We start from the raw sequence: 23,184 nt of genomic DNA, 5'->3' as shown, positions 1-23,184 counted from the left end.
CTGGCCGTGACGCCCGGGTTGGGCTAGCAGGAGGCCATGCCCCTCCTCGCCCTCGTCCGTCATGGCCAGTCCCTATGGAACCACGAGAACCGCTTCACGGGCTTCGTGGACGTGCCCCTCACCGAGAAGGGCCGCGAGGAGGCGCGCTCCGCCGCGCGCTCGCTCCAGGGACTCACCTTCGACGTCGCCTACACGTCCGGGCTCACCCGCGCCCAGGAGACGCTGGCGCTCATCCTGGAGGCCCTGGGCCAGCGCCCCCCCATCATCCGCGACGCGGCCCTCAACGAGCGCAACTATGGCGACCTGCAGGGCCTCAACAAGGCGGACGCGGCCCAGCGCTTCGGAGAGGCCCAGGTGAAGCTCTGGCGGCGCTCCTACGACGTGCCGCCGCCCAACGGCGAGTCCCTGGAGATGACCGCCCGCCGGGTGCTGCCCTTCTACGAGCGCGCCATCGGCGGCGACCTGCGCCTGGGCAAGAACGTCCTCGTCGTCGCGCACGGCAACTCCAACCGCTCCCTGGTCATGAAGCTGGACCAGCTCACCGGCGAGCAGGTGGTGGGGCTGGAGCTGGCGACCGGGGTTCCCCTCCTCTACGAGCTGTCCCCCGAGGGAACGGTGCTGTCCAAACGAACCCCCTCTCCCTGAGGGTGGGGGCCTTGTCGACAGGGCGGAATGAATGCGAAGAGGGACGGCTCGTCCGAGATGTTGAGTACACGAACAAGGAAGCCCCGATGAAGGCCCTCGCGCTCGCAGTCGCCCTGCTGTCCGCCTCCACCTCCTTCGCGCAAGACGCGGCCGCCGAGAAGTTCCGTCCGCCCCCGCCGGGCCGGCCGATGCCGCAGCCCCAGCCGCAGCCGCAGCCGCCGAACTACCCGCCGCGCCACAACCCGGGGCAGAACTACCCGCCGCAGAACCACACCGGCACGCTGGTGGTGGTGGGCCGCGAGGAGCTGGCGCAGAAGCTGGCGCGCCTGGAGAAGCTGCTCGAGGACATCGAGGACCGGGCCGACCGTGACACCCGCGCCAAGGTGCGCAAGGCCCAGGACGTGCTCGACGGCGTGGCCCGCCACGTCGAGGAGGCCCCGCTGCTCGCCACGGTGATGCCGCGCCCGCCGCCCCCGCCGCCGGAGCCGATGGTCCGGCCGATGAGCGACAGCGCCTTCCAGCGCTGGTACGACGCCATCTCCCGGGAGACGTTCACCGACGACAAGCTCCGCGTCCTCCAGATGGGACTCCAGGACAACTACCTGCTGGTCTCCCAGGTGCAGCGGCTGATGGAGCGCATGCAGTTCAGCGACGACAAGATCAACGTCCTGCGCATCGTGAAGCCGCGCATCCTGGACACGGAGAACAACTACCTGCTCTTCAACGCCTTCACGTTCTCCGCCGACAAGAAGCGCGCCCAGGACATCCTGTCCGCGCGCTGAGCCGAAGCATCCAAGAGGCACCGGGGCGTCGCGGGGAATCCCACCGCGGCGCCCTTCGTCTTTCTAGGGCCGCGTGAGCAGCTCCAGCAGCGCCTTCGCCTCCGGGGAGTCCACCTCGCCGTGCACGGCGGCGAGCACCCGCCCCTGCTCATCCAGCGCGAAGGCATACGGCATGCGACTGGACGGCAACGACAGTCGCTTGCCCATGTCTCCATTCTTGTCGAGCCAGGTGTCGGACCAGACCGCCTCCGGGACCTTCTTCCGGGCCTTCTCGCGCACCGTCCCCAGGCCCACGAAGAAGGGCAGCTTGAAGGAGAGCAGCGAGGCGCGGTGGACCGAGTCGGGGACGCCAAGCGCGGCGGCCTCGTCGAACCAGCGCCGCATCGCCTCGCCGCCGTCCTTGTCGGTGAGGACCACCAGCAACGTGCGCCGGCCGCGCCACTCCTGGCTGCTGTGCTTCTCACCCCGCAGGTCCTCGGCGGAGAACGCCGGCACCACCTCGCCCTGCTTCAGCGCGGCGCTCGCCAGCGTCGCGGCCAGGAGCGCGCCCACGAGGCATGCGCCCTTCAGGCCCCGTCGAACCGTCCTTCGCTCCAGGCCCGCCATGCCCACCTCCCCATCGCGCGCGAGGGCGCCAGGAAGAGGTGGTCATTGCCCGGCGAGCACGCCAGGGGAGCGGACGCCCGCGAGGCCCGCCTGCCCGCCCTCCTACACGGTCCGGGAGAAGCGCGGTCGCTCGGCCCGGGCGAGCCGGGCATCGAACACCATGGCCACGTTGCGCACGAACAGCCGCCCCAGCGCGGTCAGCTCCAGCTGCGAGCCCGAGCGCACCAGCAGCCCGTCCTCCTCGAACGTCCCGAGGCGCTCCAGCTCCGGCGCGAAGTCGCGCACGCCCTCTTCGCCCAGGTCCACCCACGCGTTGCACATCAGCTGGGTGATGACGGCGCGGCGCTTGCGGTCGTCCTCGGTCAACAAGAGCCCGCGCTCCGTGGCCAGTCGGCCGTGGGAGATGCGCTCGTAGTAGGCGGGCAGCGCACGGACGTTCTGCGCATACGCGCCCGCCACGTCGCTGATGCCCGTGCTGCCCAGCGCCACCACGTCCGAGGCGGCCTTCACCGTGTAGCCCTGGAAGTTGCGCCCCAGCCGTCGCTCGGAGAGGGCGCGCGCCAGCTCGTCCTCGGGCACCGCGAAGTGGTCCATGCCGATGGCCTGGTAGCCCGCGCCCACGAAGCCCGCGTAGGCCGCGCGGAACAGCTCCATCTTCACCTCGGCGCTGGGGAGCGCGTCCGCGGGCATCCGCTTCTGGTGCTTGAGCACGTCCGGCATGAAGGCGAAGGAGTAGACGGCCAGCCGGTCCGGACGCATCGCCAGCACCGTCTCCAGCGTGCGCGCCCAGCCCTCCGGCTCCTGGTACGGCAGGCCGTAGATGAGGTCGAAGTTCACGCCGGTGAAGCCCAGCTCCCGCGCGTGGTCCAGCAGCGCCCGCGTGCGCTCGGGTGTCTGCAGCCGGTTCGTCACCTCCTGCACGCGCGGGTCGAAGTCCTGCAGTCCCATGGACAGCCGGTTGAAGCCGAGCTGCCGGAGCAGCGACACCTGGCCCGACGTCGTCACGGACGGGTGCACCTCGATGGCGACCTCCGCGTCCGGCAGGAGCGTGAAGCGGCGCATCAGCTCCGTCCACAGCCGCTCCAGCTGCTGCTCGGTGAGGAACGTGGGCGTGCCGCCGCCCCAGTGGATCTGCGACAGCGCGCGACGGGGGCCCAGCTGCTCGGCCACCAGGTACAGCTCCATCACCAGGTGGTCCAGGTACCGGTCCGCCGCGCTCGAGTCCTTGCTGATGACCACGTTGCAGCCGCAGTACCAGCACAGGCTGTGGCAGAACGGCAGGTGGACATACAGCGACAGGGGCGAGGCTTCGTCCTGCGCTCCGGCGACCCGCAGCCGGGCCTCCAGCGCCTCCGGCCCGAAGTCCGGCCGCCACTCCGGCGCGGTGGGATAGCTGGTGTAGCGCGGCCCGGAGACGTTGTACCGGCCCAGCAGCTCCGGCGACGGACGGGGGACTCCTGGAAGCATGTCCATGCCCCTCGTCCCAATCCAAGGCGCGTGCCACGTCGCGCGCCCGCAGAACGGAGGGCCTCGCGCAGAATCCGCGGAGGCCCCCGGGTGACGCGCACGATTTTCGTCCGCCGCCTCAGCGGGCCTTGGACGGCGGTCCCAGGAAGCGCGCCTCCATCCGCTTCACCTCGCCCGACGCGGAGTCGGCCACCTCGACGATGAAGTTGAACGGCACCTCGGTGCTGCCCTGGGGCGCCAGGATGAACAGCGGCACCCGGAAGCTCTCCAGCGAGCCGAGCTTCACCTGCGACTGCGGAATCACGCCCCGCGCGGACGGCGGCGCCTGGATGGACAGCGTGAAGGTGGTGGGCTCCGGGTTCTTGTTCACCAGGTGCAGCTCGAACTGGTTGCGCACCTGCCCCTCCTCGACGAGGTAGGGCATCCCCTGGAAGCGCAGCAGGTTCGCCTCGAACGGCACACGGCGGGCTAGCGTCCACACCAGGCCCACCACGGAGGCGACGAACAGGAGGCCATACAGCGCGAGCCGGGGGCGCAGGATGCGGCGGGGCTCGCCCGCCAGGCCCTTGAGCGAGTCGTAGCGGATGAGCCCGCGCGGCCGGCCAATCCGGTCCATCACCTCGTCGCACGCGTCGATGCACTGCGCGCACGCCAGACACTCCATCTGCAGGCCGTGGCGGATGTCGATGCCCGTGGGGCACGCGGTGACGCACCTGCGGCAGTCCACGCAGTCGCCCCGGGGCGGCGCAGCGTGCGCGGGGAGCACCTTCACCATCCGCCCCCGGGGTTCGCCCCGCCGCGTGTCATAGCCGACGATGAGCGAGTCCCGGTCCTGCATCGCCGACTGGAGCCGGCCGTAGGGGCACACCACGACGCAGAGCTGCTCGCGGAACCACGCGAAGTTGAAGTACAGCGCGCCGGTGACGGCCATGGCCCAGGTGAAGGCCACCGGGGACGTGGCCGGGCCGCTGGACACCATGGACACCAGCCCGCCCGCGGACACGAAGAGGCTGAGCGCCGCGTGCGCGACGAGGAGCGACACGCCCACGTAGGCCCCGTGCTTCGCCGTCGCGCGCGCCACGCGCAGAGGCGTCCACGGCGAGGTCTCCTGCTTGAGCCGTCGCTCGCGGGGCCCGTCGAAGAGCCGCTCGATGGGACGGTAGAGGCCCTCCAGGAACACCGTCTGCGGACACGCCCAGCCACACCACGCGCGGCCCAGCCACGCGGTGACGAACAGCAGGCCGAACCCCAGCGCGGTGCCCAGGAAGAGCACGCGCCAGAAGTCCTGCGCGTTGTACGTGGCGCCGAACAGGTAGAAGCGCCGCGCCGCCACATCCAGGTGGACGGCGGGATGTCCCCCCACGTCCACCAGGGGGAGCGCCACGTAGATGCCGAGCAGCACCGCGAACATCACCCGCCTGCGCGTGATGAAGCGCCCGCTCACGTCCGAGGGATGGATGGCCTTGCGCGAGCCATCCGCGTGGATGGACGACAACTGGTCGATGCGCGGAGGGCCGTCTCGCTGAGGTGCTGTCGCCATGACGTGGGTTCCTGGTGGAGCGAGAGGACTACGGCGTCTCCGGCTCGCCCTGCGGGGCCTTTCCCCCCGGCGCGTTCGTGCCCTTGAGCGTCAGCAGGTACGCGGTGACGGCCTTGACGCGCTCGGCGCCCAGGGTGCGCTCCCACGCGGGCATGCCCTTGGCCACGGCGCCGTCGGCCACCACCTTGTGGATGGCCATGGGCGAGCCGCCGTGCAGCCAGAAGCCGTCCGTGAGGTTGGGGCCGATGAGCCCCTGCCCCTGCGCGCCGTGGCACGCGGCGCAGTTGGCCTGGAACACGCCCTTGCCGTTCTCCAGCGACGTCGGGTCCTTCACCAGCGCCAGCAGCAGCTCGTCGGAGGCGGGCGTGTTGCTCGCCATGCGCTGGGCATGCTCCGCGGACTCGGCGGCGTACTCGCCCAGCTGGCCGGGGCTCACCTCGGCGACGTGGTACCAGAACCAGTACCCCGCGCCGAAGACGAGCGTGGTCCACAGGATGGCCAGCCACCAGTTGGGCAGCTGGTTGTCGTGCTCCTCGATGCCGTCATAGACGTGGAGCACCGGCGACTTCTCGTCACTCATGGCCGCCCTCCCCGCGCTCCGACAACGGCAGCTGCGACAGCGCGTCGAAGTCCTGGCTGCGGCGCGCCCCGAAGACCCAGGCGCACACGCCCAGGAAGACGGCGATGAACAGGACGAGCGCGAAGAGCGGCAGCTCTTCCAGCGTCATCCCCTGGTAGAATTGCTTGTACATCAGCGGCTCCCTTCCTGAACGCCCGCCGCCGACGCGGTGGGCGCGACATCCGACGGCGCGGGCACGTCCTGCGGTCCACGGCCCAGGCGCTGGAGGTAGGCCACCAGGGCCACCATCTCCGAGTCCCACGCCAACTGGACCCCCTGCGTGGCCAGGTCCGCGGCGATGGCCTCACCCTGCGCCTTCTGCCGCGACTCGGCCGCGTCCACCTCCGCGTTCGTGTACGGCACGCCCAGCTTCTGCATCAGCGTCAGCTTCCTGGGCGCGTCCTTCACCTTGATGGAGTTCTCCGCGAGCCACGGGTACGCCGGCATGTTCGAGCCGGGGCTGGTCGCGCGCGGGTCCATCAGGTGCGTGTAGTGCCAGAGGTTCGGGTAGCGGCCACCCACGCGGTGCAGATCAGGCCCCGTGCGCTTGCTGCCCCACTGGAACGGGTGGTCGTAGATGAACTCCTCCGCGCGCGACACGTCGCCGTAGCGCTGCGTCTCCGCCACGAACGGGCGAATCATCTGCGAGTGGCACGTGTAGCAACCCTCGCGGACGTAGAGGTCGCGCCCCTGGAGCTCCAGCGGCGAGTACGGCTTCTGCGCCTCGCCGTGCGCGGGCACCGCCTGCTGGATGAGGATGGTGGGGAGCAGCTCCGCCACGCCGCCGATGAGGATGGCGATGAGCGTGAGCACGGTGAAGGCCAGCGGGCGCCCCTCGATGAGCGCGAACCAGGAAGGGCGGCCCGCCTCGCGGTCCCTGCGGGTGACGATCCAGGCCAGCTCCCCCAGCACGATGATGCCGCCCATCAACACCAGCGCGCGCACCGGCTTCGCCCAGCCCAGGAACATCGTCACCGTGAGGATGGCGATGGCGAAGATGAGCGGACGACCGGTGATGACCTGCACCCAGGCCGGCGCCGTCGGGACGGGCACGGGGGCGCCCGCGTGGTGCGACTCCTCGCCCACCACCACCGTGGTCTCGCCGTCGACGGCCTTGCCCGAGCGGGCCGTCTTCCAGAGGTTCCACGCCATCATGCAGAAGCCCACCAGGTACATGGAGCCGCCGACGAAGCGGACGATGTACATGGGCCGGATGGCCAGCAGCGTCTCCACGAAGTTCGGGTACATCAGCGTGCCGTCCGGATTGGTGGCGCGCCACATGAGGCCCTGGCTGATGCCGCTGACCCACATCGACACGATGTAGAGGAGGATGCCCACCGTCGCGAGCCAGAAGTGCGCGTCCGCCGAGCGCGTCGAGTGCAGCTTCGTGCCGTACAGCCTGGGCACCAGCCAGTAGAACATGCCGGCCGCCATGAAGCCGTTCCACCCGAGCGCGCCGCCGTGCACGTGGCCGACAATCCAGTCCGTGTAGTGGCCCAGCGCGCTCACCGACTTGATGGAGAGCAGCGGCCCCTCGAACGTCGCCATGCCGTAGAACGTCACGGCCGCGATGAGGAACTTCAGGACGGGGTCATCGCGCAGCTTGTACCAGGCGCCCTTGAGCGTCAGCAGGCCGTTGAGCATGCCGCCCCACGACGGCGCCCAGAGCATCACGCTGAAGACCATGCCCAAGGACTGCGCCCAGTCCGGCAGCGCGGTGTAGAGCAGGTGGTGCGGGCCGGCCCAGATGTAGATGAAGACCAGGGCCCAGAAGTGGATGATGGACAGCCGGTACGAGTACACCGGCCGCTCCGCCGCCTTGGGCAGGAAGTAATACATGATGCCCAGGATGGGCGTGGTCAGGAAGAAGGCGACGGCGTTGTGGCCGTACCACCACTGCACCAGCGCGTCCTGCACGCCGGAGAAGACCGAGTAGCTCTTGAGGCCATCCAGGGGCAGCGCCAGGCTGTTGACGATGTGCAGCACCGCCACGGTGATGATGGTGGCGATGTAGAACCAGATGGCGACGTAGAGGTTCTTCTCGTTTCGCTTCGCCAGCGTCCAGAAGAAGTTGATGGCGAACACCACCCAGATGAGGGTGATGCCGAGGTCGATGGGCCACTCCAGCTCCGCGTACTCCTTGGAGGTGCTGATGCCCAGGGGAAGGGTTATCGCCGCGGCGACGATGATGAGCTGCCAGCCCCAGAAGTGGATGTTGGAGAGCAGGTCCGACGCCATGCGCGCCTTCAAGAGGCGCTGCGTGGAGTAGTAGACGCCGGCGAACATCATGTTGCCCACGAACGCGAAGATGACCGCGTTGGTGTGCAGGGGGCGCAGGCGGGAGTACGTCAGGTAGGGGATGCCCAGGTTGGCCTGCCACCACGCGAGCTGGCTGGCCACCAGCGCTCCCACCGCCATGCCCACGATGCCGAAGATGACCGCCGCGATGATGAAGCGGCGGACCGTGGTGTCGTCGTAGACGATTCGCTGTTGTTGCACGGATTCACTCCTGGGAAGCCGAAGGCGAGGTCCGCTCGTCGGACGGCCGCGCGGGGCGGGCGCTGTCCTCCTCGAGCGGGAAGAGCGCGAGCCGGTCCGCCTGCTCGTGGTCGCGGTGGCGCATGCTGTAGACGAACAGCAGCACCGAGCTGGCCACGAGCATCAGGCTCACGAAGACCTGGAGCACGAGCACGTTCATGCGGGCACCTCCGTGGGGCGAGGGAGGCCCGCCGCGTCGCGCCGGGGTGCACGGGGCGCGGACAGGCTCCACACGGTGAACAGGACGGTGGCCAGGCTGGTGGCGGGCATCGCCACCGCGGCGCGCAGGGGCGTCATCCAGCCCACCAGGCACACGGCGACGGCCACCACGTTGTAGCCGATGGCCAGCGTGAGCAGCCGGCGCACCACCTGGTGCAGCTCGCGCGACAGGCGCAGGGCCTCACGCAGGGACGCGAGGCCCTCGCCCACCAGGAAGAAGTCGCTCTTGCCCGGCATCACCGGACGGTCGATGGCGGGCGTACCCGCGCACAGGGCCCGCTCGAAGGCGAGGCTGTCGTTGACGCCGTCGCCCAGGTACAGCGAGTCCGTCGAGCCCAGCCGCGACACCGTGCACGCCTTGTCCTCCGGACGCAGGCCGCCGAGCGCCCGCGCTTCGGGGACCCCGAGCGAGCCCGCCAGCTCGCGCACCCGCGCGGGAGCGTCGCCGGAGATGAGCCACACCGCGTGGCCCTCGGCCTGGAGCGCGGAGACCTCGCGGCGGGCGTCGGGGCGCAGCGCCTCACGCAGGGGGAAGGCGGCAACGGGAGTGTTGTCGCGAAAGAGCACCGTGCCACGTGCACCACCCACCGAGGCCGGCGCCGGAGTGGTCCCGGCAGCAACACTGACCGACTGCGTGGTCAGCGGCGCGAGGCCAGCCACCTCCGACACCTCACCGCCACGCGCGGCGCGCCAGTCCGCGCGCCCCAGCCGCCACGACACGCCGTCTCGCATCCACTCGAGTCCCTGTCCCGGGTGCTCGATGACACGGGCCTCCGGCACGAAGCGGGCGCCCGTGCGCAACAGCGCCTCCGCCAGACACCGGCTCACCGGGTGGTTGCTGCGCGAGGCCAGGTTGAAGGCCACATCCCGCGCCTCGTCGTCGAGCGACTCCACCACGCTCCGGTCCACCAGCTCCATCCGACCGAGCGTCAGCGTCCCCGTCTTGTCGAACAGCACCTGACGCACAAGCGGCAGCCGGTCCAACAGGTCCGTGGCGCGGATGAAGAAGCCCTCTCGACGCAGCCGCGCCTGCACCAACTCGTACGCCAGCGGCGTGGCGATGCCGATGGCGCAAGGGCACGTCACCACCAGCAGCGCCACCGCCACCTCGAGCGCCTTGTCCGGCCCCGACGGCCACCACAGCGCGAGCCCCAGCGCCGACACGGCCAGCACCGTCACCACCCAGCGCCGCGACACCGACTCCCAGAAGCGCGTGTGCCCCGCGCTCCGCCCCGAGCCCTCCGGAGGACGCCGCAACAGCGCCACCAGCGGCGAGTCCTGGAACGACTGCGTCGCCAACGCCCGCACCGCCTCGCGCCCCGCGTTGAACGCGCCCGCCGGCAGCGGCTGCCCCGCGAGCACCTCGCGCTCGTCCGGCTCTCCCGTCATCCAATCCGTGGAGACCCGCGCGCGGGCATCGAGCAGCTCCGCGTCCACCGGCACCAGGTCGCCCGGCGCGATGACGAGCAGATCCCGCTCCTCCACCTGCGACACCCGCACGGTGACGAGCTGGTCCCCTTCCTGTCGGCGGACGAAGAGTCCCTCGGCTCCATCGTCCTCGAGCAGGAAGCGACGGTTGCGCTCCAACACGCGCTGCTGGAGCCAGCGCCCCACCAGCATCAGCGTCACGAAGGTGTTGAGCGTGTCGAAGTACGCCAGGTCTCCCCGCCCGCCGCGCGCCTGCACCAGCGACGTGCCGAACACCAGCAGGATGCCCAACGCAATCGGCAGGTCCAGGTGCGGCACGCCCCGACGCAGCCCCTGCCATGCCGAGCGGAAGAACGGCCAGCCGCCCACCAGCACCACCACCGTGGACAGCCACAGGCTCAGCCGCGTGAAGAGCCCGAAGAGCTCGCCGTCCTCGGGCGCGAGCCCCACGTAGAAGCTCACCGAGAACAACATCACGTTCATCGTGAGCGCCACGCAGATGCCCAGTCGGATGGGCAAATCCAGGCTCGCCGGCGCGGGCCGCTTGCGACTGGGCCCGAACAGGTAGCCGAAGCCCTCCACCGCGCGCAGGAAGCCCGCCACGTCGAAGGCACCACGCCGCCACTGCATCCGCGCCTTGCCCAGCGCCGGGTCCACCGTGAAGCCCGCGCCTCCGGGCTGGCGACGGAACAGCTCGTTCATCAACCACACGCAGGCCGCGCAGTGGATGCCTTGCACGTCCAGTTCGAGCGAGCACAGCGCGCCCGGCGCCGCCTCCGCCTTCGTCACCAGCGGCTCCAACCACGCAAGCCCCCGCCCCCGCGCGGGCTCCGCCGCCGGCGACGTCTTGCCACCCGTGAGCTGGTAGTAGCGGGTCAGCCCCTGCGACACCAACAGGCCATGGACCGCCTCACAGCCCGCGCAGCAGAACTCGCGCGAGCTGGCGCCCTCCGGAACGCGGCTGCCACAGTGGAGGCAGAGGGCCTCGTCGGGCCGGGTTTGCGCGGGATCAGCCATGCAGGCTGTCACCTTGCGAACGGCATGCCTGTTGCGAAGGAGTCGTGCATGGCTCTCGACACCTCGCTGCTGCTGACGGCGCTGACTCCCACTCCCACGCTGGTGGCGGGTGCGCTGGGAGCACTCACGGTGGGCCTGACGGGAAGCGTGCACTGCTTCCTCATGTGTGGACCGCTGGCGTGCGCGGGCCTGCCCGCCCTCCAGGGCCCTGAGCGACGTCGAGCCCTGCTCGCCTATCAGGGCGCGCGCCTGGCCGCGTATTCGCTCGTGGGAGGCCTGCTGGGCGCGCTGGGCGGCGGCGTCACGAGCGTGCTCGCCGTGTCCACCCGCCCGTATCTGCCCTGGCTGATGGCCGCCGCGCTGGTGGCCTCCGCGCTGGAGGTGGGAAAGCGCCTGCCTCCCCTCCCAGGGCTCGCGCGGCTCACGGGCACCATCGCGCGATGGAGCGCAAAGTTTTCGTCGACGGCGCGAGCGGGCGCAATGGGTGCGGTGACACCGCTGCTCCCCTGCGGCCTGCTCTACGGCGTGTTCGCGGTGGCGCTCGCGAGCGGCTCGTTCAGTGGTGGTGCGCTGGTGATGGGCGCCTTCGCGCTGGGCGGGCTTCCCGCGCTGCTCGGCGCGCAGCTCCAGTCGAGCCTGTGGAGCCGTCGGCCGCGGCTCTCGGATTTCCTGCTTCGTCGGGCAATGCCGCTCATCGCGGCGGCGGTGCTCGTCATGCGCGCGGTGGACACGTCGCCGCACTGCCACTGAGGGTCGCCGTCCCGCGCTTGTCGTGGGCCCCTGGCTCGGCGAGGCTCACCTCCCCTCTCTTCCGCCGAGCTGACATGACCGCGCCACGCCTCCTCGCCGCGTTGCTGCTGTTGTCCACGGGCTGCACCACGTCGCGCACCGCCACCGCGGAGGCACCGTCGACACAGGCCGCCCCCACGCTCGCGCCCGCGCAGGTGGCGCTGCGGAGCTTCGTCGACGCGCACTTCGACGAGCAGTTCCGCCGCTTCCCCCTGTCCGCGACCTCGGCCGGCGTGCACACGTATGACGGCGAGCTGCGGGGCTTCACCGCCGAGGAGCGCGCGTCGCACCTGGCCTATCTGAAGGACCGGCTCGCGGCGCTACCGAAGACCGTGGACCGCCGCGCGCTGCCCGCGCAGGACCGCGCCGACTACGACATCCTGGAGAAACACTTCCGCGCGCGCATCCTCGACTACGAGGTGGTGCGCTCGTGGGAGCGCAACCCCAACGCGGCGCTGGGACAGGCGTCCAACGCGGTGTTCCAGCTCATCAACCGCGACTTCGCGCCGCTGGAGGAGCGGATGCGCTCGGCGGTGGGCCGCATGACGAAGGTGCCGGAGCTGTTCTCGGCCGCCCAGGCCGCGCTGAACAACCCGCCGCGAATCTGGACCGACATCGCCATCCAGCAGGCGCAGGGCACTCGCGCGCTCTACGCGCAGACGCTGCCCCAGGCCTTCGCGCCCGTGAAGGACGCCGCGCTCAACCAGGCCTTCCAGCGGGAACAGGCGCGGTGTCTCGCGGCCATCGACGCGTACATCCGCTTCCTGCGCGAGGACCTGCTGCCGCGCTCGAAGGGCGACTTCGCGATTGGCGAGGACACCTACCGCCAGAAGCTCCTCTACGAGGAGGGCGTGACGGAGAGCATCGACTCGCTGCTCGCGTGGGGGCACGCGGAGATGAAGCGCACCCAGGCCCGGTTCCGCGAGGTGGCGGGCCGGCTCGGTCCGGGCAAGGCGCCCATGGACGTGTACCGGGAGCTGAGCAAGGAGCACCCCACTCCCGCGGAGCTGGTGCCCACCACCACCGCGACGCTGGAGGATATCCGCGCGTTCCTCATCCGTGAGCGCATCATCACCGTGCCCAGCGAGGTCCGCGCGCAGGTGGCGGAGACGCCGTCCTTCAACCGCTCGCTGTCCTTCGCGAGCATGAGCACGCCGGGCCCGTTCGAGCAGCGCGCGACGGAGGCGTACTACTACGTCACGCCGCCGGACCCGACGTGGAGCGCCGAGCAGACCGAGCAGCACATGAGCTTCTACAACCACCACGCGCTGCCGCTCGTGTCCATCCACGAGGCCTATCCCGGACACTACGTGCAGTTCCTGTGGACCAACCGGGTGGAGTCCAAGGTGCGGCGGCTGCTCGGCTCCGCGTCCTTCTCCGAGGGCTGGGGCCTGTACACCGAGCAGATGATGCTCGACGAGGGCTACGGCGGACGCTCGGGGCCGGGCGCGGACAAGCTGCGGCTGAACCAGCTGGCGCTCTACCTCCAGCGGCTCGCGCGCTACGTGGCGGGCCTGTCCCTGCACACGCGCGGCATGACGTACGAGCAGGCGGTGCGCCTGTTCGAGGAGGAGGCGTTCATGACCAGGACGAACGCGGAGCGCGAGGCGCGCCGGGGGACGTCCGACCCCACGTACCTGGTCTATGCGCTGGGCAAGAAGATGCTGATGGACCTGCGCGAGGAGGCGCGCGTGAAGTGGGGCAAGGACTTCTCGCTCCTGCGCTTCCACGACGAGGTGGTGTCCTACGGCTACCCGCCCGTGCCCATCGTCCGCCAGCTGCTGCTCGGCGAAGAGTAGCGCCCTCGAGCGCCAGCAGCACTCGAGGCGCTGCATCAGGTGACGCGTGACGGGGCTGGGAGCTCCCAGCCCCCACGCTTCACGCCACCGACTCGCTGCGACGCTCCGGGGGCAGCGTGGGCTCCAGGACGACAAGCCCGTAGCGACTCGAACCCTGGTTCTCCGAGGCGAACCTGCTCTGTCGCTGCACGCAGTCGCTCACCTGCTGGGCGGCATCCGGGCCGGTGAAGGTCTGGGTGAAGGTGCCTCCCTGCGGCGCCGACATGCCCGCCATGACCCAGTTGCCGGGCGCGGACTGGTGGATGCGGTACTCGTCCTCGGAGACGCGCTCCACGATGACCCAGTGCCCCGTCGCGTCGCCGTTCGACGTCCCGTCGCCGTTCAACGGGCGCATGACGATGGCGCGGGACTCCCCCACGGGAATGTCCGCCAACGAGGTCAGCGTCGGCGGGGAGTCCATCGAGGTATCCGTCTCGGAGGTGAAGGTCTCCACCGCCTTGAAGTCCAGCGACTCACCGGTGGAGGATACCGGCAGGCTCACCGCGAGGCCTGCCTCGGGAACCTGCTGCCCCACGACTTGCGCCCAGACGGCCTCGGAAGAGGTCTTCTCGTAGTCCGCCGCCGCGCCGTCCCGTGTCGCCTGCGAGGACCACCCCGGCACGGCGGCCCCCAGGAAGTCCCACGCCAGCGTCGCGCACCAGTTGGCGTTGTCATCCTCGCGCACCGCCTGCGCGTCCGGCTCGATGAGGTAGACGGAGTCGTCCTGGCGCCGCACCTCCCCCAGCCACGCGTATCGCTCATACGGCACGTCGACCGGGCTCCACGTCTCTCCGTCATTCAGGAAGGCTTGCCCTGCCTCGGGGTCCCAGGTCGGACGCGTCGGCTCGGGCGTGGGCGTCTGCGCCTGGAGCAGGTGCGTCATCGCGACGCTGGAGGTCCCACCGTCCAGCAGATGGGCCCTGCTCCTTCCCCTCGCGCCCGGAGTGCCCACGAATTCATCCACGGGCCCTCGCACACCGCCCGTCTTCACCGGGACCTCGGACGACACCTGAGCTCGGGCCTCCCGCGGCGGGACGTACACCCGTGCCTGTGGTGACGACTTCACGCGCCAATCACTCATCTCCCCCTCGCTTCTCCAGCCCCCCAAGGGCCGGCTCATTCAAGCCACGTATCTACCACGGGCAGTGAACAAGAAACACACGAACGAGCCCACCCGCCGACGCGGAGAATGCCCGGGTCCCCGCGAGCGACGCCTTGGTGGGCGCAGGCACCTGCCGCGGCTCGGGTCTCTCATCGGGACTCCCTGGGCCGGCGCGAAGGCCTCCCACAGGAGGTCCTCACTCCAGCAGGCGCAGGGCCACGGCCTGACGCAGCACCTCGGCGAGCACGTCCATGCCGGGCAGCGAGCTCACCGTCCGCACCGACACGTTGTTCGTCGACGTCTGCGTCGAATCGCCCACCACGAAGGGAAGCGGACGTCGTCCCAGCCGCAGGAGCCGCTCGTCGTGGAAGGCCTCCGGTGCCCGCTCGCACAACCTCCGCATCAGCACCGTCATGTTCGCGATGCGCGAGGGTTGCATCGCCGGGCCCAGGCAGGAGAACTCCATGCCGTGCTCGCTCAGCAGCGCCCCCTGGCCGTCGCGAGAGAAGACGTAGATGACCTGCGTCGTCTCCTCCGACTCCTGCCGCACTGTCTTCGCCCCCGTGCGCGGCAGCATCAGCCCATGTGAGGCGATGGCCAACCCGTAGGCCTTGGCCACCTCCATCTTGCTGGGCTGCTCCTTGTGCTCGCTGCGCGTGCGCACGGAACTCGCGCCTCGCAGCACCACCGCCACGTCACGCCAGCTCCAGGACTGCGCTTCACCGGAGCGCGCGCTGAACGTCACCGCGTCCTCGCCGAACGTCACCCGTCGCGCCGCGAGCCACTCACGCCCCAGCCCCTGCTCGTCCACCGCGAGCACCGCGAGCCCCTCGCTCCGAAGCGCCTCCACGAGCGCCTCCGCCGCCTCGGGCGCGAGCCGCGCCAGCAACGCCGGCGCTTCCGGCGCCAACCGCATCCGCGCCTCCGCCAGCGCCATGCCCGTCACCGCCGCCAGCGCCTTGGCCGCAGACTGCATGTCCGGCGCGGCCTCCACGAGTGCCACCACCTTCATGTGCCCACCTCGCTCTGACGGCAGTGGAGCACGTTTCGCCGCGAAGGGCATGAGGGGCGCGCCCACCTCCACCCCACCGTGATGCCCCCGCTGCCCGAGCCCACCTCCGGCCAGCTCGCCCCCCTGAGAGCCGCTCGACTCAGGAGCGTGAGCCCGCCACGCGGGGCCACGCGTCCTGCGCCACCGGCTCGCGCGCCAGCTCCGCCAGCTCGGTGGGCTCGAGCACCTGCCGCAGCTCGATCTGCGCATCGTCGCTTCCGGGCAGGAGGGGACACCGGCGCGCCCACTCCAGCGCCTCCTCGCGCGTCTTCACCTGAATCATCCAGAACCCGGCAATCAGCGCGTCGGACGAGGCGAAGGGCCCGGTCGTCACCGTCCGCTTGCCTTGTGAGAAGTCGATAAGCGCGCCGCGTGACGAGGGATGAAGTCCCGCCGCGTCGAGCAACACCCCCGCCCGCACCAGCTCATCGTTGTAGCGGTCCATTGCGGTGATGAGCGCTCGACTCGCCGGGCCTCCCGACTCCGTCTCCAGGCGGGCCTTCAACAACAGGATGAATCGCATCGTCGCGCCTTTCTGCGGTGCACACGCCACGCCTCCTCGCCCGCTCTCGCGGGTGTCGAGCCGTGGCTCCATCTGCGCGACGAATGAGACATGTCGAGATCGACACACCTGTGTTGCCCACCCACGCCCCAGGTATGCCACCCGGTGAGCGCGCGGAGGGCGTGGGCGCCGCGTGAATTATCCGGGCATTTTCGCACGCCGGGATTCCCCAGCAATGCCAGGAGGTTGCGCCGTCCAGCGCGGGAAAAACGAGGGTCGTGTCGATCCCCCGAAAGGCCGTTCGTCGCCCTTTTGAAGCCGGGATTCCAACCCACCCCCCAGGGAGAACTCACATGGCCAAGATCATTGGCATCGCTATCGTCATGCTCATCGTCGGGCTGGTTGCCTTCATCGCCACCCGTCCGGACTCGTTCCTCATCGCGCGCAGCCGAGAGATCCAGGCGCCGCCGGAGGCCATCCACGCGCTCATCAACAACTTCTCCGAGTGGCGGCAGTGGTCGCCCTACGAGAACGTCGACCCCAACATGACGCGCAGCTACGAGGGCCCCGCGGAGGGCGTGGGCGCCACCTATGCCTACCAGGGCAACCGCAACATCGGCTCGGGCAAGATGACGATCCTGGAGAGCAAGCCCGGCGAGCTCGTCGCCATCCGCCTGGAGTTCATCGAGCCCTTCGCCGCCGTCAACCGCGCGGACTTCACGCTGCGCCCCGGTGAGAAGGGCACGCTCGTCACGTGGAGCATGTCCGGCCCCAACACCTTCATGGGCAAGGCGATGACGGCCTTCGGCTTCATGGAGTCCTTCGTGGGCGGTCAGCAGGAGAAGGGCCTGGCGGACCTGGAGACGGCGGCGAAGGAGCTGGCGCGCAAGTCCACCCAGTCCGCGCGCAGCGAGGCCTCGCCCGCGCTCGCCCACTAAAGCCGCTCCTTCCCCACGCGTCCCCAGGGCCGTTCCCTGGGGAGGACACCTCGATGATGCTGATGATGCTGTTGGGACAGCTCGGCTCAGCCGCGCTCCAGCACCGCCGCCACCGCCTGCCCGCCACTGGTGCACAACGTCACCAGCGCGAGCGACTTCCCCGTGCGCTCCAGCTCGTCCAGGGCGGTGCCGACCAGGATGCTCCCCGTCGCGCCCAGCGGATGGCCCAGGGCGATGGCGCCGCCGTTGACGTTGACGCGGTCGATATCAATCTCCAGCGCCCGCGCCGTCTGTAGCACCACCGCGGCGAAGGCCTCGTTGACCTCCCAGAGGTCGATGTCCCGCGCCTTCAGCCCCGCGGCGTCCAGCGCCTTGCGAGACGCCATCGCCGGCCCGGTCAGCATCAGCACCGGGTCGCTCCCCACGGCGGACACCGAGCGGATTCGCGCCCTCGGCTTCAGGCCGTGCGCACGCACGTAGTCCTTCGACGCCACCAGGATGGCGCCCGCGCCGTCCGCGATTCCGCTCGCGGTGCCCGCGGTGTGCAGGTGCCGCACGGCGCCCGCGCGCGGGTAGGCCTGGAGCGCCAGCTCGTCGAGCGTCTCACCGTTCGGGCCCTCGACGCGCGCGCCGAGCTGCGTGAAGGCGGGCGCGAGCGCGGCCAGCTTCTGGGCCGTCGTGTCCGGGCGCGGGTGGTCATCCGCCGCGAGCAGCACCTCGCCCGTGTGCGGGTCCTTCACCGGGAACAGGCTCCGCAGGAAGCGCCCCTCCGCCTGGGCGCGCGCCGCGAGCTGCTGCGAGCGCAGGCCGAAGGCATCCAGCTCCTCGCGCGTGAAGCCCTCCAGCGTGGCGATGAGGTCCGCGGAGATGCCCTGGGGCACCTGGAAGAAGCGCCGACGCAGGTCGACGTTGCCGCCGTCCGTGCCGCCCCCGTCCGCGTTGAGGCCGTAGCGGCTCATCTGCTCGACGCCGCCCGCCACAACCAGGCGCTGGGCCCCGGAGGCCACGCCCATGGCCGCCACCGACATCGACTGGAGGCCGGAGCCACAGAAGCGGTTGAGGCTGAAGCCCGGAATGGAGAGGGGCCAGCCGGCGGCGAGCACCGCGTTGCGCGCGATGTTCGCGCCCTGCGCCTCGATTTGCGACACCGCCCCCACCACCACGTCGTCCACGTCCGAGACGTCCACGCCGGTGCGCAGCGGCAACTGCTTCAGCGTCTGGGCCAACAGCTCCTGCGGGTGCAGCCCGCTGAGCGCTCCCTTCCCGGGCCTCGCCCGGGCACGCGGAGTCCGGACCGCATCCAAAATGTAGGCATCCATCGACCAGCCCTCCATTCACGGGCGACGTCGCGCCACCCTGTCTCAACAATATTATGGACATAATATGGTCGCAACCCGGAGGTGACGAGGAAGCGGACGGAGCTGGATGGGAGGCGGCGCGCACCCCATGACGTGTATAATGGTGTACAGCGAGGTGAGAGTCGGATGCCGCATCCCCCGGAGCAGAAGCAGTCCACGCATGAGCGAATCCTGGAGGCCGCTGGAGGGCTGTTCCGCCAGAAGGGCTTCCTGACGACGAGTGTGGACACCGTGATGCGCGCGGCCGGGCTGACGGTGGGCGGCTTCTATGCGCACTTCGGCTCGAAGCAGGCGCTGCTCATCGAGTCGCTCCAGCGCATCATGAGTCGCCAGCGGGTGGACTGGCCGCAGGGGCTGGAGGACCTGAAGGGCGCCGAGTGGCTCAACCACCTGGTGCGCCGCTACCTCTCGCGGGCCCACCGGGACGCGCCGGTGCCGCCGTGTGCCCTGCCCGCCGTGCTGTCGGACGTGGTGCGCGGCGAGGCGGAGCTGAAGCAGGCGCTGGCGGAGGAGCTGAACCTGACGGTGGAGAGCTTCACACCGCACCTGTCCTCGGACGAGCGCGCCACCGCGCGGGAGCGGGCCCTGGCGACGTATGCGCTGTGCGTGGGCGCGCTCACGCTCGCGAAGGCGACGGCGGGCAGCCCCATCTCCGATGAGGTGCTCAAGGCGGCCCGCCGCGTGGCGATGCTGTCGGCGGAGGACTCGCGGGTCGCGGAGAAGAGCGACCCGAAGAAGTAGGAGCCGCGGGCTCTGGAGGCTGACGAACCGCGGGCACTTCTCCCGGACGAACAGCGCGTGTCCGCCAAGGACTCGCAGGCCCTGGAGAAAAACGTCCTCACGAAGCGGGGGCGTTGTGACCGGGCAGTTGACGCCCGCGGAAGAGAGCACGCGACGGTATCTTCCGCGAACGCGGGGAGACGACCGGCTGCGTCGTCGGGGGTCACCCTGGCGCCAAGCCGCTTCAGCGCTTGTCGCGACCCTGACTCAAGGTCGCGACGCTCGAGGCATCACGGGGTGGAGCCGCGCGTCACTCCGGGGTGGCGGCACGCAGCGCCACCGGGTGTGTCTTCAGCCATTCCTGGCAGCGCTGGATGCGCTCGGCCGACGCGGGCAGGTTCATCTGGAGGAGCAGCTGCCGGTAGGGCTCGAAGCTCTCGGGCGTCCAGGTGGTGAGCGCCTTGAGGTCCGCGAGCGCCACCATCTCCTCCGCCGAGCGCCCTTGAGCCTCCTGCCTCGCGGTGAGGAGCGCGGCCAGCGACATGCGCGCGGGCTCGGCCTCGAAGGCGATGGCGGCGTCCGCGTACCAGGCACGCAGGGCCTCGTCGACCGTGGCGTCCTGGGACTTCTGGCGCATGCGGTTCAGCATCCCCGCGAGGAAGACCTCGTCCAGCGCGCCCTTCACGCCGCGCAGCAGCGCTGTCACGGCCTCGCGGCGCTGCGCCGGCTCCGCGCCCTGGGGCAGTCCCTTCAGGGCCTGCATCGGCTCCCAGAGGACACAGGTGAGCCAGAGCTCCTCCTCGGGCGCGAACACGGGCGGAGTCGAGGGCTCACGCAGCTTCGCCTCCACGCGCGCCGCGCGCTCCTTGGCCTCGCGGGCGATGCGCTCGGCGAGCCCGGGGTCCTCCTTCACGTAGTCCACCAGCGCGTCCACGTCGCCGTCGCGGGCCTGCTGGAGCGCCTTGCGCGCCTCCTCCGACAGCGAGCCCTCCGACATCCCGCTCGCGAGCAGCTCGTACTTGGCCAGCCACTCCTTGTGGCGCGTGCTCCACTCGCGGAACTGCACGTCGAAGACCACGTCGAGGATGGGGTTGTTCTCGGGGCGCAGGCGGCTGGACGCCTTCGAGGCGCCCGCGATGACGGCGCAGGCTCGCAGCGCGCGCTGGTCCTCGGCCGGGAGTCCGGGCTCCTCGCTGCGCGCACGCAGCACGGCCGCGAGCCGGTCCAGGAACGACTTCGTCGCCAGGACCTTCACGGTGCCCACGAGCAGCTCCCGGTGGGCCTGGTTGGCGTCCAGCGTCTCCACCTCGGAGATGCGCGCGAGCTCCTGGCCCACGTGCTTGTCGAACGCCTCCGCGTCGAAGCGCAGCCCGGGCCCGGGCCCCCACTCCGCGAGCAGCTTCCCGAACCGGTCCAGCGCGACGGCCAGGTAGCTCACGTCCGGGTTCTCGAGTTCCTTCCGGACAGCGGTCTGCCCCGAGGTGGGGGCAACAGGCGGCGCGGCGCGGGCGCGGTCCTCACTGGCGTGGCAGACCTTGTACTTCTTGCCACTGCCACAGGGACACGGGTCGTTTCGGCCGGGCTTCTTCTGACTCAAGGGCTGCGCCTCTCGGCTCGCGGGGGCGAGCGGTGGAATCCGCGCGCACCGTAGCAGGAGGCCCCCGCCCCGGGCAGCCTGCTGGCGACGCCCTGTCGGGAACCGAGCCAGGACCTTGGACGTCTCGACAACACCGGGCCGGGTCCTCTCTGATGCTCGGTGAGGTGACACACATGGGGAAGCAGGGGCTGTTCATCGCGGTGGCATCGACGGTCGTCCTCCTCGCGGCCTCGGGCCAGGCGCGGGAACCCGGGTCCACGCCGAAGGCAGGGCCTGGCTGCGCGAAGACGGTCCCCCTCACCGCGAAGCTCGTCGAGGACGCGGCCGAGTCAGGTCTCCAGGGCGTCGAGTCGCGGGACGACCTCCTCATCGGAACGTTGAGATACCTGCGGGAGCCGCGCGAAGCCGCCGAGGCCGCGAGCGGAACCGTCCTCTTCCTCAAGGGTCCGAAGGGCTGGCGCGCGGTCCTGCCTCAACACGAGGAGAACGAGGTCGGGCTCTATCTCGCAGCCCAGGGCCGCAAGCTCGTCGTCGTCACCCAGCGGCAGATAGGAGACCCAGGGCAGTCGTTCACCGTGGTGGTGACGAGCAATGACTTCGCCACCTCGACGTGCGCCACCCTCCCCATTCCGCGCGAGCTGAACCAGCCCACCTGGAATGGCGAGTACCTCTCGCCGCATGACCTGGACCTCGACTCGCGCGGACGGGGCGTGCTCATCGGCTCGGCGTCGCTGGAGCGACAGGAGGAGCCGCCACGCACGCTGTGGTTCAGCTATGCCACGCGCGACGGAGGCAGGACCTGGGGCGCGCCCCGCTCACTCCCGGGTCAACAGGACGCGCCCTCCGGCACGCTCGCTCCGGCGCGGCGAGTCGAGGCCCCTGCCCTCATCGCGGACCTGCGCGCGTTCGTGGAGGGGCAGGCAGCACCGAGCGATGTACAGCAATGACCTCACACGGGGACGGCGTCCACAGCGCAATCGAGGCCGGTGAACCTTGCCGTGAGTCCAGGCAACAACCGTCCCGCGGGGCCGGGCTCGCAGTGACGTGCAGCGGAACCTCGTGCCAGTGAGTGCAGGCAGCAGTGACGCGCGCTCGTCCTGAGAGAGCACCCCGCGGAGCCCCGCTGTCCGCCGGGAGGACCGCCCCTCCCTTCGAGCGACTACGGATAGACGCCCGCGGTCAGAGCCCCACCGGGCGGTCAGCCTTGAAGTTGGAGCGCTCGGCCTCGGTCAGAGACACTCGTTGCCCGCATCCGTTCCGCGCCGAGAGGACCCCCGCCTCCAGCACGGCCGCCACGGCCACTGCCTGCGCGGGCGTCACCGGATTGAGGCCCGTGCCACGCACGGCGTCCCGAATGCCCGCGTAGAACTGGCGATAGTCACCCCGAGGAGCCGTCGTTCCTCGTGACGCGCCCGTGGGCCCCAGGATGAGACGCCCGGGCCAGACATCCTCGCCCCAGTCCTTCGCGCCCGGCAGTTCGCCAGCGATGAGCCGGTCGGCCTGGGTGTCCATGCCGTGCTTGAGCCAGGAGCCCTTCGTCCCGTGCACCGCGAAGCGAGGCATTCCGCCCGCGATGAGCATCGACGCCTGGAGCACGACGTGGCGCTGGGGGTACTGGAGCGTCACCTGACACCAGTCATCCACGGTGGCGTTGTCACGGTGGATGGCCAGCAGGCCGTGCACGGTGTCCGGCAATCCGAACAGCTGCAACGCCTGGTCCACCAGGTGCGGGCCCAGGTCGAACCAGATGCCCGCGCCGGGGACGGGCTGCTCGCGCCAGCGCTGGCGCACCTCGGGCCGGAAGCGGTCGAACCGGGACTCGACGTGCGTCACCCGGCCCAGCGTGCCTTCGGCGAGCAGCGCTCTCAGTTCGAGGAAGTCGCTGTCCCAGCGTCGGTTGTGGAACGCGGACAACAGGCGCCCCTGGGAATGCGCCAGCGCCGCGAGCGAGCGCGTCTCCTCCAGCGTCACCGCCATCGGCTTGTCGACGACCACGTGTTTGCCCGCGCGCAGGGCCGCCTGGGTGAGCGGGACGTGTTGCTCGTTCGGTGTGGCCACCACGACCAGGTCCACGTCCGGGTGCGTGGCCGCGTCGATGGCCGAGGGGAGCACCGTCACGCCCGGAAGGTCCGCATGGACGGCCTCGGGCCGGCTGGACGCGATGACGTGCAGCGAGAGCCCCTCCACCGTGCGAAGCAGCGGCGCATGGAAGGACTTGCCCGCGAAGCCGTAACCCAACAGGGCGACGCGGAGCGGAGGCTGGGAACGCGCGGGCTCACTCATGGCGACCGGGATTGAAGCACATCATGTGCCCCTCATCAGGGCAGAGGTCACCCACAAAAAAACGAGGCCATCCGCCTGAGGAGGAAGCGGATGGCCTCGCCGCCGCGGTCACACGGGCCCCAAGGTTCCGGAAGGAGCGGGGCCA

21 protein-coding genes are annotated in these 23,184 nt (G+C 70.5%); 7 read left to right on the top strand and 14 right to left on the bottom strand.

Annotated features, from left to right (window positions below):
* Positions 1–36 precede the first annotated feature (36 nt).
* Both K8625_RS04015 and K8625_RS04010 read left to right on the top strand, forming a co-directional pair.
* Positions 37–645: a 2,3-diphosphoglycerate-dependent phosphoglycerate mutase gene (locus K8625_RS04015; protein ID WP_223781876.1), complete on the top strand. Its 609-nt coding sequence runs from the start codon at positions 37–39 to the stop codon at positions 643–645.
* An 86-nt stretch (positions 646–731) separates the two neighbouring features.
* Positions 732–1,427: a DUF4476 domain-containing protein gene (locus tag K8625_RS04010; RefSeq protein WP_223781875.1), complete on the top strand. Its 696-nt coding sequence runs from the start codon at positions 732–734 to the stop codon at positions 1,425–1,427.
* Between the two features lie 63 nt (positions 1,428–1,490).
* On the opposite strand, the gene K8625_RS04005 is transcribed toward K8625_RS04010, so the two are convergent.
* The 8 genes from K8625_RS04005 to K8625_RS03970 form a co-directional block, all read right to left on the bottom strand.
* Entirely contained in the window at positions 1,491–2,033 is a 543-nt protein-coding gene (locus K8625_RS04005) for a peroxiredoxin (RefSeq protein ID WP_223781874.1), read from the bottom strand.
* A 102-nt stretch (positions 2,034–2,135) separates the two neighbouring features.
* Entirely contained in the window at positions 2,136–3,500 is a 1,365-nt protein-coding gene (hemN, locus tag K8625_RS04000; RefSeq protein WP_223781873.1) for an oxygen-independent coproporphyrinogen III oxidase, read from the bottom strand.
* Positions 3,501–3,618: 118 nt separating this feature from the next.
* Positions 3,619–5,040, bottom strand: coding sequence for a cytochrome c oxidase accessory protein CcoG (gene ccoG, locus K8625_RS03995; protein ID WP_223781872.1), 1,422 nt, complete (start codon positions 5,038–5,040; stop codon positions 3,619–3,621).
* A 28-nt stretch (positions 5,041–5,068) separates the two neighbouring features.
* A complete protein-coding gene (locus K8625_RS03990; RefSeq protein ID WP_141323792.1) occupies positions 5,069–5,620 on the bottom strand; it encodes a cbb3-type cytochrome c oxidase N-terminal domain-containing protein in 552 nt (183 codons plus the stop codon).
* Positions 5,613–5,792: a cbb3-type cytochrome c oxidase subunit 3 gene (locus tag K8625_RS03985; protein WP_074950417.1), complete on the bottom strand. Its 180-nt coding sequence runs from the start codon at positions 5,790–5,792 to the stop codon at positions 5,613–5,615. The genes K8625_RS03990 and K8625_RS03985 overlap by 8 nt, the downstream gene beginning before the upstream one ends.
* Positions 5,792–8,158, bottom strand: a complete 2,367-nt coding sequence (gene ccoN, locus K8625_RS03980) for a cytochrome-c oxidase, cbb3-type subunit I (protein WP_223781871.1) — start codon at positions 8,156–8,158, stop codon at positions 5,792–5,794. Before ccoN ends, K8625_RS03985 begins: the two co-directional genes overlap by 1 nt.
* Before the next feature lie 4 nt (positions 8,159–8,162).
* Complete coding sequence (locus K8625_RS03975) at positions 8,163–8,357, bottom strand: hypothetical protein (protein WP_046715444.1); 195 nt, start codon at positions 8,355–8,357, stop codon at positions 8,163–8,165.
* Positions 8,354–10,861 carry a heavy metal translocating P-type ATPase gene (locus K8625_RS03970; RefSeq protein WP_223781870.1) on the bottom strand — a complete coding sequence of 836 codons (2,508 nt, stop codon included), beginning with the start codon at positions 10,859–10,861 and terminating at the stop codon, positions 8,354–8,356. The genes K8625_RS03975 and K8625_RS03970 overlap by 4 nt, the downstream gene beginning before the upstream one ends.
* A gap of 48 nt (positions 10,862–10,909) precedes the next feature.
* Here K8625_RS03970 and K8625_RS03965 point away from each other — a divergent pair, with 48 nt between their 5' ends.
* Positions 10,910–11,611 (top strand): sulfite exporter TauE/SafE family protein, encoded by a 702-nt coding sequence (locus K8625_RS03965; protein ID WP_223781869.1) that lies wholly within the window; start codon positions 10,910–10,912, stop codon positions 11,609–11,611.
* Between the two features lie 74 nt (positions 11,612–11,685).
* The gene (locus tag K8625_RS03960; protein WP_223781868.1) at positions 11,686–13,449 is read left to right on the top strand and encodes a DUF885 domain-containing protein; all 1,764 of its coding nucleotides are present in this window, start codon (positions 11,686–11,688) and stop codon (positions 13,447–13,449) included.
* A 79-nt stretch (positions 13,450–13,528) separates the two neighbouring features.
* Here the strand turns inward: K8625_RS03960 and K8625_RS03955 are convergent, their stop codons facing one another.
* The 3 genes from K8625_RS03955 to K8625_RS03945 form a co-directional block, all read right to left on the bottom strand.
* Positions 13,529–14,497, bottom strand: a complete 969-nt coding sequence (locus tag K8625_RS03955; protein ID WP_223781867.1) for a hypothetical protein — start codon at positions 14,495–14,497, stop codon at positions 13,529–13,531.
* A 289-nt stretch (positions 14,498–14,786) separates the two neighbouring features.
* On the bottom strand, positions 14,787–15,602 hold the full coding sequence (locus tag K8625_RS03950; protein WP_223781866.1) for a hypothetical protein: 816 nt from the start codon (positions 15,600–15,602) through the stop codon (positions 14,787–14,789).
* Positions 15,603–15,741: 139 nt separating this feature from the next.
* On the bottom strand, positions 15,742–16,164 hold the full coding sequence (locus K8625_RS03945) for a YciI family protein (protein ID WP_223781865.1): 423 nt from the start codon (positions 16,162–16,164) through the stop codon (positions 15,742–15,744).
* Between the two features lie 332 nt (positions 16,165–16,496).
* Between K8625_RS03945 and K8625_RS03940 the strand changes: the two genes are divergently transcribed.
* The gene (locus tag K8625_RS03940) at positions 16,497–17,081 is read left to right on the top strand and encodes an SRPBCC family protein (RefSeq protein WP_223781864.1); all 585 of its coding nucleotides are present in this window, start codon (positions 16,497–16,499) and stop codon (positions 17,079–17,081) included.
* Positions 17,082–17,167: 86 nt separating this feature from the next.
* Here the strand turns inward: K8625_RS03940 and K8625_RS03935 are convergent, their stop codons facing one another.
* The gene (locus K8625_RS03935) at positions 17,168–18,400 is read right to left on the bottom strand and encodes an acetyl-CoA C-acyltransferase (protein WP_223781863.1); all 1,233 of its coding nucleotides are present in this window, start codon (positions 18,398–18,400) and stop codon (positions 17,168–17,170) included.
* Positions 18,401–18,565: 165 nt separating this feature from the next.
* Between K8625_RS03935 and K8625_RS03930 the strand changes: the two genes are divergently transcribed.
* The gene (locus K8625_RS03930; RefSeq protein ID WP_223745230.1) at positions 18,566–19,180 is read left to right on the top strand and encodes a TetR/AcrR family transcriptional regulator; all 615 of its coding nucleotides are present in this window, start codon (positions 18,566–18,568) and stop codon (positions 19,178–19,180) included.
* A 289-nt stretch (positions 19,181–19,469) separates the two neighbouring features.
* Here K8625_RS03930 and K8625_RS03925 read toward each other — a convergent pair whose 3' ends face one another.
* Entirely contained in the window at positions 19,470–20,756 is a 1,287-nt protein-coding gene (locus tag K8625_RS03925) for a YecA family protein (RefSeq protein ID WP_223781862.1), read from the bottom strand.
* Positions 20,757–20,929: 173 nt separating this feature from the next.
* Here K8625_RS03925 and K8625_RS03920 point away from each other — a divergent pair, with 173 nt between their 5' ends.
* A complete protein-coding gene (locus K8625_RS03920) occupies positions 20,930–21,703 on the top strand; it encodes a hypothetical protein (RefSeq protein WP_223781861.1) in 774 nt (257 codons plus the stop codon).
* Between the two features lie 232 nt (positions 21,704–21,935).
* On the opposite strand, the gene K8625_RS03915 is transcribed toward K8625_RS03920, so the two are convergent.
* Positions 21,936–23,039 (bottom strand): oxidoreductase, encoded by a 1,104-nt coding sequence (locus K8625_RS03915; protein ID WP_223781860.1) that lies wholly within the window; start codon positions 23,037–23,039, stop codon positions 21,936–21,938.
* Positions 23,040–23,184 lie beyond the last annotated feature (145 nt).

Origin of the sequence: Myxococcus sp. AS-1-15 (assembly GCF_020037055.1) — a bacterium.
In the GTDB taxonomy this organism is placed as follows: domain Bacteria; phylum Myxococcota; class Myxococcia; order Myxococcales; family Myxococcaceae; genus Myxococcus; species Myxococcus fulvus.
The sequence above is the reverse complement of the archived record's forward strand: the minus strand, read 5'-3'. Positions and strand labels throughout refer to the sequence as shown.

Excerpts from the sequence above, each read along its gene's own strand:
- K8625_RS04015 (WP_223781876.1), top strand. The coding sequence starts at position 37 with ATGCCCCTCCTCGCCCTCGTCCGTCATGGCCAGTCCCTATGGAACCAC.
- K8625_RS04010 (WP_223781875.1), top strand. The coding sequence starts at position 732 with ATGAAGGCCCTCGCGCTCGCAGTCGCCCTGCTGTCCGCCTCCACCTCC.
- K8625_RS04005 (WP_223781874.1), bottom strand. The coding sequence starts at position 2,033 with ATGGCGGGCCTGGAGCGAAGGACGGTTCGACGGGGCCTGAAGGGCGCA.
- hemN (WP_223781873.1), bottom strand. The coding sequence starts at position 3,500 with ATGCTTCCAGGAGTCCCCCGTCCGTCGCCGGAGCTGCTGGGCCGGTAC.
- ccoG (WP_223781872.1), bottom strand. The coding sequence starts at position 5,040 with ATGGCGACAGCACCTCAGCGAGACGGCCCTCCGCGCATCGACCAGTTG.
- K8625_RS03990 (WP_141323792.1), bottom strand. The coding sequence starts at position 5,620 with ATGAGTGACGAGAAGTCGCCGGTGCTCCACGTCTATGACGGCATCGAG.
- K8625_RS03985 (WP_074950417.1), bottom strand. The coding sequence starts at position 5,792 with ATGTACAAGCAATTCTACCAGGGGATGACGCTGGAAGAGCTGCCGCTC.
- K8625_RS03975 (WP_046715444.1), bottom strand. The coding sequence starts at position 8,357 with ATGAACGTGCTCGTGCTCCAGGTCTTCGTGAGCCTGATGCTCGTGGCC.
- K8625_RS03970 (WP_223781870.1), bottom strand. The coding sequence starts at position 10,861 with ATGGCTGATCCCGCGCAAACCCGGCCCGACGAGGCCCTCTGCCTCCAC.
- K8625_RS03965 (WP_223781869.1), top strand. The coding sequence starts at position 10,910 with ATGGCTCTCGACACCTCGCTGCTGCTGACGGCGCTGACTCCCACTCCC.
- K8625_RS03960 (WP_223781868.1), top strand. The coding sequence starts at position 11,686 with ATGACCGCGCCACGCCTCCTCGCCGCGTTGCTGCTGTTGTCCACGGGC.
- K8625_RS03950 (WP_223781866.1), bottom strand. The coding sequence starts at position 15,602 with ATGAAGGTGGTGGCACTCGTGGAGGCCGCGCCGGACATGCAGTCTGCG.
- K8625_RS03945 (WP_223781865.1), bottom strand. The coding sequence starts at position 16,164 with ATGCGATTCATCCTGTTGTTGAAGGCCCGCCTGGAGACGGAGTCGGGA.
- K8625_RS03940 (WP_223781864.1), top strand. The coding sequence starts at position 16,497 with ATGGCCAAGATCATTGGCATCGCTATCGTCATGCTCATCGTCGGGCTG.
- K8625_RS03935 (WP_223781863.1), bottom strand. The coding sequence starts at position 18,400 with ATGGATGCCTACATTTTGGATGCGGTCCGGACTCCGCGTGCCCGGGCG.
- K8625_RS03930 (WP_223745230.1), top strand. The coding sequence starts at position 18,566 with ATGCCGCATCCCCCGGAGCAGAAGCAGTCCACGCATGAGCGAATCCTG.
- K8625_RS03920 (WP_223781861.1), top strand. The coding sequence starts at position 20,930 with ATGGGGAAGCAGGGGCTGTTCATCGCGGTGGCATCGACGGTCGTCCTC.
- K8625_RS03915 (WP_223781860.1), bottom strand. The coding sequence starts at position 23,039 with ATGAGTGAGCCCGCGCGTTCCCAGCCTCCGCTCCGCGTCGCCCTGTTG.